This is a genomic window from Gordonia sp. SL306, from assembly GCF_026625785.1.
Classification (GTDB): domain Bacteria; phylum Actinomycetota; class Actinomycetes; order Mycobacteriales; family Mycobacteriaceae; genus Gordonia.
In genome coordinates this window covers 5,230,732-5,247,381 of record NZ_CP113063.1, presented here as the reverse complement: position 1 = coordinate 5,247,381, position 16,650 = coordinate 5,230,732, and the positions used below count along the sequence as shown (strand labels likewise).

15 protein-coding genes are annotated in these 16,650 nt (G+C 67.0%); 3 read left to right on the top strand and 12 right to left on the bottom strand.

Annotated features, from left to right (window positions below):
* Positions 1-14: 14 nt before the first annotated feature.
* The 3 genes from OVA31_RS24145 to OVA31_RS24135 form a co-directional block, all read right to left on the bottom strand.
* Complete coding sequence (locus OVA31_RS24145; RefSeq protein WP_267629044.1) at positions 15-1,274, bottom strand: URC4/urg3 family protein; 1,260 nt, start codon at positions 1,272-1,274, stop codon at positions 15-17.
* On the bottom strand, positions 1,271-2,554 hold the full coding sequence (locus tag OVA31_RS24140; RefSeq protein ID WP_267629043.1) for a GTP cyclohydrolase II: 1,284 nt from the start codon (positions 2,552-2,554) through the stop codon (positions 1,271-1,273). The genes OVA31_RS24145 and OVA31_RS24140 overlap by 4 nt, the downstream gene beginning before the upstream one ends.
* A gap of 129 nt (positions 2,555-2,683) precedes the next feature.
* Entirely contained in the window at positions 2,684-3,277 is a 594-nt protein-coding gene (locus OVA31_RS24135) for a class I SAM-dependent DNA methyltransferase (protein ID WP_267629042.1), read from the bottom strand.
* Between the two features lie 89 nt (positions 3,278-3,366).
* Here OVA31_RS24135 and bluB point away from each other — a divergent pair, with 89 nt between their 5' ends.
* On the top strand, positions 3,367-4,023 hold the full coding sequence (gene bluB / locus OVA31_RS24130) for a 5,6-dimethylbenzimidazole synthase (RefSeq protein ID WP_267629041.1): 657 nt from the start codon (positions 3,367-3,369) through the stop codon (positions 4,021-4,023).
* A gap of 25 nt (positions 4,024-4,048) precedes the next feature.
* Here bluB and OVA31_RS24125 read toward each other — a convergent pair whose 3' ends face one another.
* From OVA31_RS24125 to OVA31_RS24100, 6 genes are all read right to left on the bottom strand, one after another.
* Positions 4,049-5,665 carry an L-lactate permease gene (locus OVA31_RS24125; protein ID WP_267631695.1) on the bottom strand — a complete coding sequence of 539 codons (1,617 nt, stop codon included), beginning with the start codon at positions 5,663-5,665 and terminating at the stop codon, positions 4,049-4,051.
* 191 nt (positions 5,666-5,856) lie between these two features.
* The gene (gene katG / locus OVA31_RS24120; RefSeq protein ID WP_267631694.1) at positions 5,857-8,004 is read right to left on the bottom strand and encodes a catalase/peroxidase HPI; all 2,148 of its coding nucleotides are present in this window, start codon (positions 8,002-8,004) and stop codon (positions 5,857-5,859) included.
* A gap of 120 nt (positions 8,005-8,124) precedes the next feature.
* A complete protein-coding gene (locus tag OVA31_RS24115) occupies positions 8,125-8,568 on the bottom strand; it encodes a Fur family transcriptional regulator (RefSeq protein WP_267629040.1) in 444 nt (147 codons plus the stop codon).
* 69 nt (positions 8,569-8,637) lie between these two features.
* A complete protein-coding gene (locus OVA31_RS24110) occupies positions 8,638-8,862 on the bottom strand; it encodes a dodecin (RefSeq protein ID WP_164309844.1) in 225 nt (74 codons plus the stop codon).
* Between the two features lie 101 nt (positions 8,863-8,963).
* On the bottom strand, positions 8,964-9,860 hold the full coding sequence (locus tag OVA31_RS24105; protein ID WP_267631693.1) for an MBL fold metallo-hydrolase: 897 nt from the start codon (positions 9,858-9,860) through the stop codon (positions 8,964-8,966).
* Between the two features lie 85 nt (positions 9,861-9,945).
* Positions 9,946-10,566 (bottom strand): LysE family transporter, encoded by a 621-nt coding sequence (locus OVA31_RS24100; protein ID WP_267629039.1) that lies wholly within the window; start codon positions 10,564-10,566, stop codon positions 9,946-9,948.
* A gap of 70 nt (positions 10,567-10,636) precedes the next feature.
* Here OVA31_RS24100 and OVA31_RS24095 point away from each other — a divergent pair, with 70 nt between their 5' ends.
* Entirely contained in the window at positions 10,637-11,644 is a 1,008-nt protein-coding gene (locus OVA31_RS24095; RefSeq protein WP_267629038.1) for a hypothetical protein, read from the top strand.
* 31 nt (positions 11,645-11,675) lie between these two features.
* Here the strand turns inward: OVA31_RS24095 and OVA31_RS24090 are convergent, their stop codons facing one another.
* Entirely contained in the window at positions 11,676-12,263 is a 588-nt protein-coding gene (locus OVA31_RS24090; RefSeq protein ID WP_267629037.1) for an FKBP-type peptidyl-prolyl cis-trans isomerase, read from the bottom strand.
* Between the two features lie 107 nt (positions 12,264-12,370).
* Between OVA31_RS24090 and OVA31_RS24085 the strand changes: the two genes are divergently transcribed.
* Positions 12,371-12,808, top strand: a complete 438-nt coding sequence (locus OVA31_RS24085) for a VOC family protein (RefSeq protein WP_267629036.1) — start codon at positions 12,371-12,373, stop codon at positions 12,806-12,808.
* Between the two features lie 27 nt (positions 12,809-12,835).
* Here the strand turns inward: OVA31_RS24085 and OVA31_RS24080 are convergent, their stop codons facing one another.
* Positions 12,836-13,387: a DUF4334 domain-containing protein gene (locus tag OVA31_RS24080; protein WP_267629035.1), complete on the bottom strand. Its 552-nt coding sequence runs from the start codon at positions 13,385-13,387 to the stop codon at positions 12,836-12,838.
* 27 nt (positions 13,388-13,414) lie between these two features.
* Positions 13,415-16,648, bottom strand: a complete 3,234-nt coding sequence (locus OVA31_RS24075; RefSeq protein ID WP_267629034.1) for a carboxyl transferase domain-containing protein — start codon at positions 16,646-16,648, stop codon at positions 13,415-13,417.
* Positions 16,649-16,650 lie beyond the last annotated feature (2 nt).

Genomic DNA, 16,650 nt, shown 5'->3' with positions numbered 1-16,650 from the left:
CAGTGTCCTTCGTGCTAGAAGACGGTGCCGTCGCTTGCGACGGTCAGGGGCGGCAGACCGTTGCGGAGCCGACCCGCCAGCGCGCGTCCGGCGGCCCAGGTCCCTCCCTCGAGGACACAGGCGAGCGGCAGCTTTTCCCGGTCGACCCCGAGGGTGTCGCGGACCAGCGGCGCGAGTTCGTCGATCAGGCCGACCGTGAGTGCGCGCCATTCCACGACGAGTTCGTCGCCGGGTGACCAGATCTTGTGTACGAGGTCCTGGTCGCGCAGTTCGACGACGCCGGTGTCGAGCAGCAGTCCGCCGTTGCGGTATTCGGGGAGCGGGGTCAGCTCGTCGATACCGGTGACGTCCACGCCTGCCCACGCCAGTGGCTCGAGCAGCGAGAAGGTCAACCATTGCGAGAGCTTGTGGAACGGCATCCACCCGTCGGTCACACCAGGTCCGGCCACCGCATCGTGGCGCCAGCAGTCGCCGAGCGGTTGGCCGCCGATGCTGTTGCCGGACAGCCAGATGCCGGACAACGACCCGAGCAACGCGGCCAGGATGTCGGTCGCGGCCACCGATGATCGGGGCGACGAGGTGGCGAAGTCGAGGAGGTGCCCGGGCCTGCCGGAAGTACCGAACACCTGCGGCTGCGTCGCCAGGGCGGCTCCGAGCCGACGGAGCAACTCGACGCGTCCGTCCACACCGACCAGAGGATTGGTCGCGCTCATCTGGAAGGCCGCGCCGAGTGACTCGGCAGTCAGCTGCTGCAGGGCGGTTGCGTCGACCTGCAGCGGTTGTCGCGGATCGCTGGAGAACAGGCCGGCCACGAATGCATGCCAACTCGCGACCGCGAGACCTTCGGATCTCGCGATCCGGAGTCCGGTGGCCGTCTCGTGGAAGGTCCAGTCGGGGCCCGCTCCGGCGTCGAGGAGCACGCTGATCACCGCGAGGTCGGTCAGTGAACGGACTCGCTCGACCGTATCGGTGGGAAGTCGGTCGTCGATCGAGGCCAGGCGGTCGACGCCGCCGGTCTCGAAATGCCGCCACCGGCTGTGAAACGGGATGTCCAGATCGGGGTAGCGCTGCCGGGTGACCGAGGCGACCTCGTCTGCGGCGGCCGCGCGTGCGTCGTCGTGCACCGCGAACCACCTCGACCCGCCGCCCCTGGCCCGCTCCACGAGCGCAGCGGCGCGTTCCCGGACGGCCGTGGTCGTGCGGAGCAGTGCGACGCCGTCATGGAGGTTGCCGGTGTCGTGCCGCGGGGCACTCCCGGCGGTGTCGGCGATCATCCGTCCAGCCCTCGTCCTTTGGCCTTACCGAGTTCGACGGCATCCGGAACCGGGCCCGGCGTGAAGTAGCCGGCCGCCATCTTGGCGTCGATCTCCACCTGTGCGTCCTCGGGAACCAGGTAGTCGGGAATGTTGACCCGCTCGCCCACCTCGATCCCGGATCCGGTGATGGCGTCGTACTTCATGTTGCTCATCGAGACGAGCCGGTGGATCTTGCGTACGCCGAGCCAGTGCAGGACATCGGGCATGAGCTCCTGGAATCGCATGTCCTGCACGCCGGCAACACATTCGGTCCGCGCGAAGTACTGGTCCGCGGTGTCGCCGCCGACTTGGCGTTTGCGTGCGTTGTACACGAGGAACTTGGTCACCTCTCCGAGCGCACGTCCCTCCTTGCGCGAGTAGGAGACCAGACCGACCCCTCCGCTTTGCGCGCCCCGGATGCCCTCCTCGATGGCGTGTGTCAGGTAGGGACGGCAGGTGCAGATGTCGGACCCGAAGACGTCGGAGCCGTTGCACTCATCGTGGACGCGGGCGGTGAGTTCGATCGTGGGATCGGCGAGATCGCCTGCGCTGCCGAAGATATAGACGGTCTGACCGCCGATGGGCGGCAGAAACACCTCGAGATCGGATCGGGTGACCAGTTCCGGATACATGCCGCCGGTCTCCTCGAACAGGACGCGTCGCAGTTCGGCCTCGGTGCACCCGAAACGCTCTGCGACGCTGGGCAGATGCCACACCGGTTCGATCGCTGCCTTGGTGACCGACGCAGCGCCCGATGCCAGGAGATACCGGCCGTCCGGGTGCAGCCGTCCCTTGGCGATGGCGTCGGCGATCTCCGGCAGCACCACGTGCGCTTTGGTGATCGCGATGGTGGGACGGATGTCGTGGCCTGCGGCCAGCTCGGTGCGAAACGCCTCGGCCGTCATCGCACCCCAAGGATCCAGGCTGACGATCGCTCCTGGCTCCCACCACTGTGGATAGGGGCCAACCACGTCGGTGGGGGCGGTGTCGGTGAGGTCGGCGCGATGCTCGCGGGAGAGCGCTCCGGCTGCCACGGCGAGTGCCCGATAGACGCTGTACGACCCACTGTGGGTGCCGATGACATTTCGATGTGCACGTCGCGACGTGGTGCCGACGACGGGGCCGCGTTCGGCGGCGGTCGTTGCCCCCCACCTGATGGGCAAGGCGTCGGAGCCGCCGCTGTGTGACGTCAGCCGGATGTGACCGACGGCCCCGGGTGTGGTCGGTGGCACGGAGTTCGCGTTCAGATCTGCGGTCATCGTCGCTCCTGTCGATCCCCGGCGACCGGGTGGTCGCCCTGGCCGTCCGAGGAAACCGCCAGCATAACGATCACCTCCAGCGTATGCCGGGTGACGGGATCCGGCGAGGACCTCGATCGGCGCCTGATCTCAGCCCGCGCGTCGGTGTGCCGACACCGCATAGTCGCCGCCGTCGAACGGCAGGCGATCCCAGGTGGCCCAGCGGTCGAACGGTGTCAGCCCCGCCGACGATGCGCACTGTTCGTACTCTTCGAGCGAGATCCGATCCGGTCGGAGCGCGAACCCGGCGACGAGCAGCCCGCCGGGCCGCAGTCGTCGCGCCAGCTGAGCGATCACCGACTCCTCGGTGCCGGGATGAACGAAGATCATCACGTTGCCGGCCAATGCCACGACATCGAAGAGGTCGTCGACCAGGTGTGATCCGAGATCGGCTAGGTCGGCGTGTATCCACTCGATGTCGGGGTCGTTGCGTCGGGCCGTGTCCAGCATCGTCGTGTCGGCGTCGACGCCCACCGTCTCGAAGCCGCGTCGACGGAGTTCGATCGCCACCCGGCCGGTCCCGCATCCGGCATCGAGCACACGTGTCCCCCCGATCTGATCGAGTAGCGATCCCACGAGATCGGCCTCGCCGTGGATGTCCTGCCCGGCCGCAGCCATCTGCGACCACCTGGCATCGTAGGCATCGCCCTTCGGTGCGTCGGCCTGTTCCCATCGAGTGCCCATGGTTCATCCTGGCACGCGATCTCTTGGACTCGGCGCAACGGAGCTCGCGGAATGGTCGGGGAAGTGAACGGCAAGATGGGGGAAGCTCGATGAACGTCTACGAGGCGATCGGTGCTCGACGCGACGTCCGGAACGAATTCAGCGGCGACGTGGTCGACGACGCTCGGTTGTCGCGGGTTCTCGAGGCGGCCCACGCCGCTCCGAGTGTCGGCAACACCCAGCCGTGGGATTTCGTGGTTGTTCAGGATCGCGACACGCTGACCCGGTTCGCCGAGCACGTGTCCGGCTGCCGCGCCGACTTCGCGCGGTCGCTGCCCGCCGATCGAGCGGCGACCTTCGGGCCCATCGTGGTCGAGGGAATCGAGCAATCAGGGACCGGCATCGTGGTCACCTACGACCCCGGCCGAGGCGGCAGGCACATCCTCGGCCGACACACGATCGACTCGACCGGTCGGCTCTCCGTGGGGCTGGCGATCGAGAACCTGTGGCTCGCGGCAACCGCCGAAGGACTCGGCGTCGGCTGGGTCTCGTTCTATCAGGAGCCGTTTCTGCGCGAGCTCGTCGGTGTCCCCGCGTCGGTGGAGGTGATCGCCTGGCTGTGTGTCGGGCCGGTCACCCAGCTGCAGAGCGTGCCCGATCTCGAACGATTCGGCTGGCGCGCGCGACGGTCGTTGTCGGATGTCGTGCACCGGGAGACCTTCGGGCCGCCTCGTCCGACCGGTGTGCGGACGCAGGCCGATGAGTGACCGACGTCGCCCTCGGCGATCACCCTCATGCGATCAATGACAGGACGAAGACCGTCACACACACGACGGCCAGGAACACCAGCGAGTATTTGAGCGTGCTCCGCAGGATGGACGACTCGTTGCCCGTCTCCCCGACAGCGGCGGCCGCGATCGCGATCGATTGTGCGGAGACGAGTTTCGCCATCGTGCCGCCGCCGGTGTTCGACGCGACCAGCAGGGTGGGGTCGATCCCGAGCTGGTGTGCGGTGACGGCCTGGAGCTTGGCGAACAGCGTGTTGTTGTTGACCACCGAACCCGTGATGAACACACCGATCCACCCGATGACGGGGGACACGAGGGGGAATATCTCGCCGACATTGGCCAATGCCAGCCCGATCGCGGCCGTTGCGCCGGACAGGTTGGAGATGTAGGCGAGCATGAGGACCAACAGGATCAGCACGATCGGCTTCCACAGCTCGGAGATCGTCGCGCGGAGTTGGTCGAGTGCCTGGGGGACGGTGATCCGGGCGAACGCTCCGGTGACGAGAATGGCTGCGAGAACAGCGGTTCCCGAGGCGCCGATGAGACTGACCTGCCAGATCGCCGCCAGCGGGGTAGACGTCGACGACACCGGCGGATGCTGGACGATCGTGCCGTCGATCCACGGCATGTGAATGTTGAGCACGGTGAAGTCGAGCGCACCACCCGGGACGAAGAGGTTCTTGAACCACGTGACACTCCACACCAGGATCGCGCCGGTCAGGAAGTAGAACGGCGACCACGCCTTGATCACCTCCCACACCGAGTACCGGGTGGTGTCGGGCGCGGTGGCGCCGGCCTCACGGTAGACCTCGCTGGGTTGCCAGATGCGCGTGAGGCCCGCCAGGGCGACCATCGCGAGCAGTGGCGGCAGGATGTCGGTGAGCTCGGGGCCGGCGAGCCACAGGACCAGACACTGCGTACCGGAGAACACCACGCCGGTCAGCAGCCAGGCCGGCCACGTGTGCCGGATGCCCTTCCATCCGTCGAGGATCGCGATCAGGATGAGCGGCAGGAGTGCGGTCAATCCCTGGATCACCGGGATCATCCAATCGGACAAGGAGCCGAGGTCGACCTCACCGACCTTGGCCCCCTGGATGACCGGGATGCCGATCGCGCCGTAGGCACCTGCGCCGGCGTTGGCGACCAGACACAGCATGGCGGCCTTGACGGGACGGAATCCGAGTTCGACGAGGAGCGCGGCGCAGATCGCGATGGGAACACCGAATCCGGCCGCTCCTTCGAGGAGCCCGCCGAAACAGAATGCGATCAGCAGCACCTGGATCCGCTGATCGTTGGAGATACCGCCGATCGAGGTCCGGATGATGGTGAACTGGCCACTCTTGACGGCGATCTTGTACAGCCAGACGGCCATCACGATGATCCATGCGATCGGCCAGAGTCCGGACACCGCACCGTAGAGTGCGGCGCCGACGATCTTCGGGAGCGGCATCCCGAAGACGATCAGGGCCACCAGGGCGGCGATCACCGCCGAGATCGTGGCCGCCGTGACGCCTTTGAGTTTCAGTGCCACCAGCCCGAGCAGAAAGACCAGGATGGGGATCGCACCGACGAGCGCCGAAAGGTACACCGAGTCGTATGGCGCGTAGTTCTGATCCCACATCACGATGCCTCCAGCACGGCCATGTTCGATCCGCTCAGTGATTCCGCAGGTCGTTCCCGAATCTGAACTGTCTCACCGGCCCGGCCCGAACACGGGTGGTTTACCGGAATGGCGCAACGGGAACGGCGCCCCTCCCACGGTGAGCAGGAGAGGCGCCGTCGCCCTCGGCCCGGGTGGGCCGTTGTGCTGTGTCAGGACAGATCGAATCGGTCGAGATTCATGACCTTGTCCCACGCGGAGACGAAGTCCTTGACGAACTTCTCCTTCGCGTCATCCTCGCCGTAGACCTCGGCGAGCGCGCGGAGTTGCGAGTTCGATCCGAAGACGAGATCGGCCCGACTGCTCGTCCACTTCTGGGCGCCGGAGTCGCGGTCCTTGCCGACGTAGGTGCCGTCGTCGGCCGGTGACGGCGTCCATTCGGTGCCCATGTCGAGCAGGTTGACGAAGAAATCGTTCGTCAACTGTCCTGGCTTGTCGGTCAGGACACCCAGGGCGGAATCCTTGTAATTCGCACCGAGTACCCGCAGTCCGCCGACGAGGACGGTCATCTCCGGGGCCGACAGGGTGAGCAGGTTGGCCTTGTCGAGAAGCCGGTATTCGGCAGGCAACTCACTGCTCTTGCCCTCGTAGTTGCGGAAGCCGTCCGCCTTGGGCTCCAGGTACGAGAAGGACTCGACATCGGTCGACTCCTGCGTCGCGTCCGTGCGGCCCGCGGTGAAGGGCACGGTGATGTCGAACCCGGCGTCCTTGGCGGCCTTCTCCACTGCGGCGACACCGCCGAGCACGACGAGATCGGCGAACGACACCTTCGCGCCGGAACCACTGTTGAACGATTCCTGGATCTGCTCCAGCTTGCTGATGACCTGGGCGAGTTCGTCGGGTTCGTTGACCTCCCAGCCTGCCTGCGGCTGCAGCCGGATGCGGCCACCGTTGGCGCCGCCACGCTTGTCGCTGCCACGGAAGGACGACGCTGCCGCCCACGCAGTGGAGACAAGTTGTGCGACAGTCAGTCCCGACTCGAGGAGCTGCGACTTGAGTGAATCGACGTCCGCATCGGAGACGACCGGCCCTTCCTGCGCGGGCACGTTGTCCTGCCACAGGTAGGTCTCGGACGGCGCCAGCGGACCGCGATAGCGGATCGCCGGGCCCATGTCACGGTGCAGCAGCTTGAACCAGGCCTTGGCGAACTCGTCGGCGAGTTCTTCCGGATGGTCGAGCCAACGGCGGGTGATCTCGCCGTAGACCGGGTCCAGCCGCATCGACAGATCGGTGGTCAGCATCGACGGGTGCGTCTTGCCGGACCCGTGCGCCTCGGGCACCGAGCTCGCCCAGCCGCCGTCCTTCGGCTGCCACTGATTCGCGCCTGCGGGGCTCTTCGTCAGCTCCCACTCGTTGCCGTACAGGATCTCCAGGAAGCTGTTGTCCCACTTGGTGGGTGTGTGCGTCCAGGTGACCTCGAGTCCGCTGGTGATCGCGTCCGCTCCCGCGCCGGTGCCCTGTGGATTGAGCCAGCCCAGCCCCTGCTGCTCGATGGGTGAGGCCTCGGGCTCGGGCCCGACGAGCTCGGCGTCACCGTTGCCATGGGTCTTGCCGAACGTGTGGCCGCCGACGATGAGTGCGGCGGTCTCCACATCGTTCATCGCCATCCGTCCGAACGTCTCCCGGATGTCGGTGGCCGCCGCGATCGGGTCCGGATTGCCGTTCGGGCCTTCCGGATTCACGTAGATCAGGCCCATCTGAACGGCTGCGAGCGGGTTGGTGAGATCGCGCTCTCCGCTGTAGCGATTGTCGCCGAGCCATTCGGCCTCGGGGCCCCAGTAGACCTCTTCCGGCTCCCATTCGTCGACGCGGCCGAACGCGAAGCCAGCGGTCTTGAAGCCCATCGATTCGAGTGCGACGTTGCCGGCCAGGACCAGCAGGTCGGCCCAGGAGAGTGCCTTGCCGTACTTCTTCTTCACCGGCCACAGCAGACGACGCGCCTTGTCGAGGCTCGCGTTGTCGGGCCAGCTGTTCAACGGTGCGAAGCGTTGCATCCCGGAACCCGCTCCGCCACGGCCGTCTTCGACGCGGTAGGTGCCGGCGGCGTGCCATGACATCCGGATGAAGAGCGGTCCGTAGTGGCCGAAGTCGGCAGGCCACCACGACTGGGAGTTAGTCATCACGTCGGTGAGGTCGGACTTCAGTGCGTCGACATCAAGACCCTCGAGGGCGGAGTCGTAGTCGAAGTCGGAGCCAACCGGATTGGCGACATCCGGATTGTGTGCCAGCAGTTTGAGATTCAGCTGGTTGGGCCACCAATCACGGTTACCGCCGCCCTCCACTGGCGGCTTGATCCGCATCGGGCAGGCCTTGTCGTCCGCGTCGGTGTTGGCCTCCGCTATCGGCGGGTGCTCCGTTGCGTGGGCCGGGTTTTCCTCAGTCACGACAATCCTTTCGGGAGTGGGTGATTCGGGCTGTGATCACGGGCGTGATCCCGAAGTGGGAGAGGCTGCGCACTCTGCGCACAGGCCCCAATAGATGACTTCGGCCTCGTCCAGGACGAAGCCTTGGTGGTCCGACGGGACGAGGCATGGTGCCTCCCCGACGGCGCAGTCGACATCGGCGATGATCCCGCAGGAGCGGCATACGACGTGGTGGTGATTGTCGCCGACCCTGGACTCGTAACGAGCGACGTGGCCGGACGGCTGAATGCGCCGCACCAGGCCCGAGGCGGTCAGGGCACGGAGAATGTCGTAGACCGCCTGGCGCGAGACGTCGGGCAGGCCGGCACGGACCGCGCCGACGATGGTCTCGGTGTCTGCATGGGGACTCGCGCACACAGCTTCGAGCACGGCCACCCGGGGTCGGGTGACTCGTAGATCGGCGTCACGCAACTGGCTCGCGTACTCCGAGTGTGACTGCACGCACACAATATGGCGTCTTTTCTGGACTGAGTCAAGTCTTCGACGAAAAGTGCGTGCCGACCGGTGTGTTCAGTCGAGTGAGTCGTTCGCCTCGATGCGGAAACCGACCTTCACGGTCACCTGGGTGTGGGCTATCGCTCCGTCGACGAGGTGACCACGGGTCCCGACGACCTCGAACCACTCGAGATTGCGGGTGGTCTCCGAGACGCGGGCGATCGCGTTGGCGATCGCGGCGTCGATACCGTTCGGCGAGGAGCCGACGACTTCGATGACTCGATAGGTGTGCTCGCTCATGCACTCGATACTTCCATGGGGCGTGCGGAGGCCGGGTCGCTTTGATCAGAACGATTTCAACCATCGCGACGGACCCAGGCCTTGCTCGGCCCACCGCGCGTTCACCGCCGGACGAATTCACCGCCGTCGGTCGTGATGACCTGATCGTGCGCGACGAGACGATCCAGGTGGAGTTGCGCGGTACGGCGTTCGACCGCGTCGACGAACGGCAATTCGACGTGCGGTCGATAGACGAGGCGGTGCGCGACGATGTCGGGAATCGCGCGTGGCCGATCGAGGAACTCGAGGAGTCGTTCCTCTCGACGAAGGATCACCGCGGCGTAGTCGTCGAGCCGGCGTCGGAACGCCGCCGCGCCTTCGACGACCCCCTTCTGATGGAACGTGCCGTACCAGCGGGCGTCGATGGTGCGGACTCTCTCGATCGACGTCAGGAAATCGTCGACGCTGCTGCCGACGTCGCCGTACATCGGGCCGAAGGAGGTGAGGTCTATGTCGGCGACGTACAGGAAGCCCGCCGGTTCGATCAGGACCCCGCAGTGTCCGGCGGTGTGGCCGGGCAGATGGATCACGGTGGCGCTCGCGCCGCCGAGGTCGAAAACATGACCCTCGCCGACGCCGATGGCTTCCGGGAAGCCGTCGGGGAGCGCGAACTGTTCGCCGATCTGCGCGCCGACGGCGTGAAGCTCCTCGGAGGTGAGCCCGTATCCGTCGAGGAGCACCTGCAGGGAGCGGACACCGTCCACGTCGGCGTGGTGGGCGTACTTGTCGCAGGCGAAGTGCTTGAGCCCGGCGATGTGGTCCTCGTGGGCATGGCTGATCATCACCGCATCGGCGCCGACCGGATCGTGGTCGATGTCGAGCGACGGATCGATCACCAACCGCGCTTGTGAACCGTTCACCACAACGGTGTTGCCGTACGGGAACGCGCCCCCGTGGCCCGACATCAACACGGTCACGTCGTCGAAGCGGTTTTCTCGGAAATTCGACGACGTGCCCATTCCGTCTGGGTACTCGGAGGTCCGCATCGTGTCAATCGTCGGCCGGTCGACGGCGCGCGACCGGTCGACCTCCCGACGATCGGGATCAGGCCGTCGCTAGAAGCACGCCAACGCCGACGAACAGCAGCCCGAATGTGCGGTTGAGGTTCCGCTGTCCGCGTTCGCTGGTGGTCACCCGACGGAATCCGCGCGCGATGAGCGCGAAGAACAGCCACATCACCACGATGTCGACGGCGACGATCGTGGCCGCGATGACCGCATACTGTCCGACCAGGGACTGATTCGTGTGTACGAACCCGGGGATGAAGGCCAGCAGGAAGACGATCGCCTTGGGGTTGAGCAAGTTGACCCACAGACCGCGCACGAACATCGACCACCCCGATTCCGGCACAGACTGCGGGGCAAGGTCGGGCGCCGGGTCGGGGCGTCGGAGGAACTGGCGAATGCCGAGGTAGACGAGATAGGCGGCGCCGGCATAGCGGATCACCGCAAAGGTCGCCGGTGATCGGGAGACGACCACGCCCAGTCCGGCTGCGACCACGAGAAGCTGGATGACGAGCGCCGCCTGTTGACCGAGCACGCCCCAGATCGCCCTGCGGAATCCGACGTTGAGTGAATTGCTCATCGTGTTGATCGCACCGGCACCCGGTGTGAAGCTGATGAGCAGGCACGCCGTCAGGAGCGCGAGCCAGGTCGAGATCTGCACCGCCCGAGGGTAGTGGGGTGGCCGCGGTAACGCTCGGCGCGGGGTCTCCGACACCGGCGACGATGGGAAGATGACTGCGACCGCCGTCTCGGCGACCGCTGCGGTCAGTGAGGAGACCGGACATGGCCAGACCGAGCTACTCGGCGACCGCTGCTCTCGACGGTTCCATCGCAGGACCCAGAGGCGGCCACTGATGGACCTCGACGAGATCGTCGACGAACTCTACGGACTCCCGCCTGCCGAGTTCGTGGCGCGCCGGAACGTGCTGGCAAAGGAGGCGAAGGGCGCGGGCCGTACGAGGCTTGCTGCCGAGGTCGCCGCCCTTCGACGCCCGACCCGGGTCGCGTGGGCGGTGAACCAGTGGGCGAGACATGATCCCGACGGAGTCGGCGCGATCCTCGATCTGGCCGCGGAACTCGCAGCGGCTCAGCGACGTGCGGCGGCGGATCGCTTGCGGGACCTGTCCGTCCGGCGGCAACGGTTGATCGCCGAAACGGTTGTGGCGGTGGCGGAGCGAGCGCGGGAACTGGATGCGGCTCTCTCCGACAATGCGATTCGCGAGGTCGGACAGTCCTTACGAGCCGCCCTCGCCGATCCCGAGGTGGGCGCAGAGCTGCAGCGCGGGCGACTCGTCACCGCGGCGGAGTACAGCGGTTTCGGGCCGGCCGGGGTGTTCGCGGTGCCGGAGCCGGTGGCCGACGTGAGCGACCAGGACACCGACGATCATCCCGACAACGATCCGGCCGCCGAGGCCGAGAAATCCGACGACCTCGACGAGCGAATCGCGGCCGCCGCGGCGGCGCTGAGGTCCGCGGAGGCGGACGAACATCGTGCGCGTGAGGACGTGGCGCAGCGTGCGGATCAGCGCGCCGAGGCGGCGCGCCGCGCGGATGAGCTGGCCGAGCAGGCCGAACGGTTGCGCGCGGAACTCGCCCATTGCGACGCCGAACTACGCTTCGCCCGGCGGCAGCTGACGGTTGCCGACGATGAGGGTCAGAGTGCCGCACAGGCTCTGAGCGAGGTGCAGACCCGCGTCGACAAGGCTCGGCGGATCCTGGCGGGTCTCGAGGGACGGTGAGAGGCGCGGAGGCGGTTCCGCTCGTCAGGCCTTATCCCTGAGCGGACAGGATCTTGATCGCGAACACCAACGTGTCGCCCTTCTGAATTCCCGCATCGGGCATGCCGTCCGGATATCCGTCGGCGGGCGCCATCGCAACCGCTACCGTCGAACCGACCTTCTGGCCGGCAATCGCCTTCTTGAAACCGGGCACGACTCCGTCGAGTGGGAAGTCGGCGGGCGTGCCGCGCTCGTAGCTGCTGTCGAAGACCTTTCCGTCTCGACCGTCGACGCCCAGGTAGCAGACCGACACCGATGCCGAGTCGGGAACAACCGGGCCGTCGCCGGCGGTCAGCGTGTGGACCTGGGTCTGGGTGACAGCGAAGGGGGTCTGGACGTCGATCCGCGGGGCGGCCGTGTCGGTGGACCCGACAACCGCGACGCTGCCGGTGGATCCCTGGAGGGTCCATTCGGGGTCGACCGAGCCCTGGGGTGCGTCGGAGGGGCACGTCGCGGCAGCTGCTGCGCTGGTCGGCGCGCTGTCGGTGGTGTCTGTGGTGGGCTCGGTGCCCGAGGTGCAGGCGGTCAGCGTCAATGCGAGAGCTGTGATCGACAAGAGGGCGCCGCGACGGATCTTCATGCGGGTAACGCTACCGAAAGGGATTCGATCCGAGGTAACGGACCGAACCTGTCCGCATCACCTGGCAGTGTGACGGTATCGGCACTCGCGATCGAGAGGAGACAGTGATGGCGCGCGAATTCCAAGTGACCTTCGACTGCGGCGACCCGGCGGCACTCGCCGGTTTCTGGGCGGAGGTTCTCGGTTATCGGATCCAGGATCCGCCACCAGGTTTCGACAGCTGGGAGGCCGCGCTCGAAGCGATGGGCATACCACCGGAGAATCGAAATGACGCCTCGGCGTTGATCGACCCGGACGGAGTGGGCCCGCGAGTGTTCTTTCAACGGGTGCCGGAGGGCAAGTCGGCAAAGAATCGGGTGCACCTCGACGTCCGGTCGGCTCCGGGACTCACCGGCGATGAGCGGATGGCCGCTCTCGAAGTGGAATGCACCAGGACGGTCGGACTCGGCGCGAATCGCGTGGCACGCCACGAACCCGCGCCGCCGCTCGCGGGCGGGCACATCGTGATGACGGATCCCGAAGGAAACGAGTTCTGCCTGGACTGACGCGACAGGTGCGGCTGGCGGCCCGCTCTACCGCACCGGCAAGGAGTCGTCGCGCGACAGGACGAAGAAATACGGCTGCGCCGAACCTTTCATGTCCATCGCTCCGAGGACCGACCGGTCGGACAGCCGACGGAACACATCGTTGATCGGTAGCTGGTCGTACATCATCGTGGCTGTGTCGGTCCCTCGGTACCGGGTCGTTCGCAGGCGTGCTTTGGCGCTCCGGGCTCGTACCATCGGACTGAGCACTGCGATCGGTGTCGCGAACGATCGCCGCTTCACCGCTGGAAATCTGCCCAGTCCGACGCCGCGAAATGCGTGGACCGGATTCATCGGCCAGAGTGATGATCCGTCACGTGCGGGGAAGAGCAACGGGTGCACCGTCTCGGTGTCGATGAATTGTTTTCCCCACCAGCCACTTGCGGCGAGTAAGCCATCCATCGGGTGGCCGGTGGGCAGCTCGGCGCCACGCCAGGTGCCGAGCATTGCGTCGGGCTCAACCGGTTCCGCGCTGTCGAACAACTCCAGTGCCTCCGTGGTTGTGGTCGGCACGATCGTCATGAGGTCCTCGAGGCGCATGCGGTGATGATAGACGCCGGGGCGTTCTCAGCCGGCCCGGATCGGGCCGTGTGCGGCCAGACAGCGGACGATCGTCGCCCGGGTGTCGGCGGGGTCGATCACCGAATCGATCTCGAACACGCTTGCCACATTGAGGGCCTTGCCGTGTTCGTAATGCATCGCGACGAGTTCGTCGTAGCGAGCCTGTCGTGCGTCGGAGTCATCGATGGCCTCCAGTTGGTCGCGGTACCCGAGGCGAACGGCACCTTCGAGTCCCATGCCGCCGAACTCGCCGGTCGGCCATGAGAGTGTCGCCACCGGAGCATGGAGGTCGCCGCCGGCCATCGCCATGGCGCCGAGGCCGTAGGCCTTGCGGAGGACCACCATGACGAGCGGAACGGTCAGTCGCGCCCCGGCTCGGAACATGTCGCTGAAGCGCCGAACCGTCGCGGTTCGTTCGGCCTCCGGGCCGACCATGAATCCCGGTGTGTCGCAGAGGGACACGATCGGCAGCTGGTGGGCCTCGCAGAGTTCGAGGAAACGTACGGCCTTGTCGGCGGCGTCGCCGTCCAGTGCGCCCCCGAGATGCTGTGAATTGTTGGCGATGATGCCGACGGCGACCCGGTCGAGACGCGCGAGTGCCGTCACGATGCCGTGGCCGAACCCGGCGCGGAGTTCGAACACCGAGCCGGTGTCACACAGCGCCTCGAGGACCGGTCGGATCGGATATGCGCGCAGCCGGTTCTCGGGAATGAGGTGGCGCAGGCGCCGCTGGTCCCCGGCAGCGGGGTGATCGGACTCCGCCGCCGGATCCACCGACGACGGACGGAAGTAGGAGAGATACCGCCGGGTGTCGGCAAGCGCGGCGGCGTCGTCGGGGACCAGGCGGTCGACCACGCCGTTGGCCCATTGCACATCCATCGGTCCGACCTCGCCCGGCGCGACCCGACCGAGCCCGCCGCCCTCGATCATCGCCGGTCCGCCCATCCCCAGACTCGATCCCTCGGTTGCGACGATGATGTCGCAACTGCCTGCCAGCGCGGCATTCCCGGCGAAGCAATACCCCGCGACCACCGCGACGGTCGGAACCTTGCCGTTGAGCTGAGCCATCAGCCGGAAGGTGGTGACGTCGAGCTGGGCTACCGCGGACGTGTCGGTGTCGCCTGGCCGGCCGCCGCCTCCTTCGGCGAACAGCACGACAGGGAGATCTCGGCGGTGGGCGAGCTCGAGCAGACGGTCGGTCTTCTGATGGTTGTGCAGCCCCTGTGTTCCGGCGAGCACGGTGTAGTCGTAGGACATGACGGCGACGGGCATGCCGTCGACACGGCCCGTCCCGGTGATCAGTCCGTCCGCCGGGGTTCGGTCGATGAGTTCGTCGACGCTGCGTCGGCGACGTTGCGCGGCGATGGTCAGCGCGCCGTACTCGACGAAGCTGCCCTCGTCGAGGAGGGTTGCGAGCCCTTCGCGGGCGGTCATCCGCTGCTGCGCGTGACGCTTGCGGACTGGCGCGGCGCGACCCTCGTCGTGGGTCTTGTGGTGCCGTGCGAGCACTTCGGCGAGATCGGGTCGAATGTGCTCGAGGTCGATCTCGGTGGTGGCGTCGTCGGTGGTGCCGTCGATGTCGCCGGTCACGACGAACGCAACTGCGTCGTCGAGGTCGACGGCGTCACCGACGCGGACGTTGAGTGCGGTGATCTGCCCTGCTACCGGGCTGTGTACGACGTGCTCCATCTTCATCGATTCGAGCACGACGATCTCGGTTCGGGTGGTGACGACATCTCCCACCGCGGCGGGAAGCGACACCACGACCCCCCGGAACGGACTCGGGACCACACGCGCTCCCGCCGGGGGCTGGGACGCCTTGCGCGGTGGACCGGCCCTGTCCGTCTGGTCTTCGGCGGCGGCCTTGTCGGTGGGCAGGATCGACTGCCCCGGGGCGGTCACGAGTTCGGCGATCTCACGGTCGACGAAGGTGGTGTCGATGCGCCCGTCGCCGAGTTCCGGTCGCGCCAGGATGGCTTGCAGCAGAGAGGTGTTGACCGGAACTCCGGAGATGTCGAAGGCAGCCAGGGCCCGAGCACAGTCGCGTGCGGCCGATTCGGTGTCGACGCCGCGCACGATCACCTTGGCGAGCAGGGAATCGTAGCGAGGCCCGACCTCGTAGCCCGCGTATCCATGGGTGTCGACCCGGATGTTACGTCCGCTGGGCGGTTGATATCGGCGTAGGCGCCCCGTACCCGCGGCCACGTCGCCGTCGACGCCGACGGTCTCGGTGTTGACCCGTGCCTCGATGGCGACACCCCGCGGTGGTGGACAGGACGTGAGGCCCAGTTCGGCGAGGGTCACGCCGGTCGCGACCCGCAGTGCCAGCTCGACCAGATCGAGGCCGGTGGTCTCCTCGGTCACGGTGTGTTCCACCTGGATGCGAGGGTTCACCTCGAGAAACGCGAACGTCTCTCGGCCCACGAGGAATTCGACCGTGGCGAGTCCGCGGTAGCCCGACATGAGCTTCTCCGCGGCGTGGTGAAGTTCTTCCCGTACCACGGCATCGAGCGCAGGCGCCGGTGCGATCTCCACGAGCTTCTGACGGCGGCGCTGCGCTGAACAATCGCGATCACCGAGGACGACGACATCTGAGCCGTCGCCGAGTACCTGCACCTCGACGTGACGGGCGTCGATGAGCGCTTCCTCGACGTAGACCGACGGGTCGCCGAACGCCGCGAGGGCCTCGGACGCGCAGCGCTCGAGCGCTGGACCGAGGCCATCACGGTCGGATACGTGGCGCATCCCGCGTCCGCCGCCGCCCGCCACGGCTTTCACCATCACCGCGGCCCCGTCGCCCAGGCGGTCCCAGAGCGATTGCGCCGCAGTCAGATCGGCGGGGGAGTCGGTCGCTGCGATCGTCGGCACCCCGCACCGGGCGGCATGGTCACGCGCAGACGTCTTGGTGCCGAACTTGTCCAGATGTTCGGGCGTGGGCCCGACGAACGTGATCCCGGCATCCGCGCAGGCGCGGGCCAGTGCAGGGTTCTCCGCGAGAAATCCGTAACCGGGATGGAGCAACGTAGCGCCCGTGTCGCGGGCAGCATCGACGATCGCGCCGATGTCGAGATAACTCGTGACCCCGGCGCCCGCCAGTGTGACTGCTTCATCGGCTCGGTTGACGTGGGCGCACGTGACGTCGTCGTCGGGGTGGATCGCCACCGTCGGGATCCCCATGGAGGCCGCGGTTGCCAGAATCCGGAGGGCGATCTCGCCGCGATTGGCGACCAGCAATTTCATCG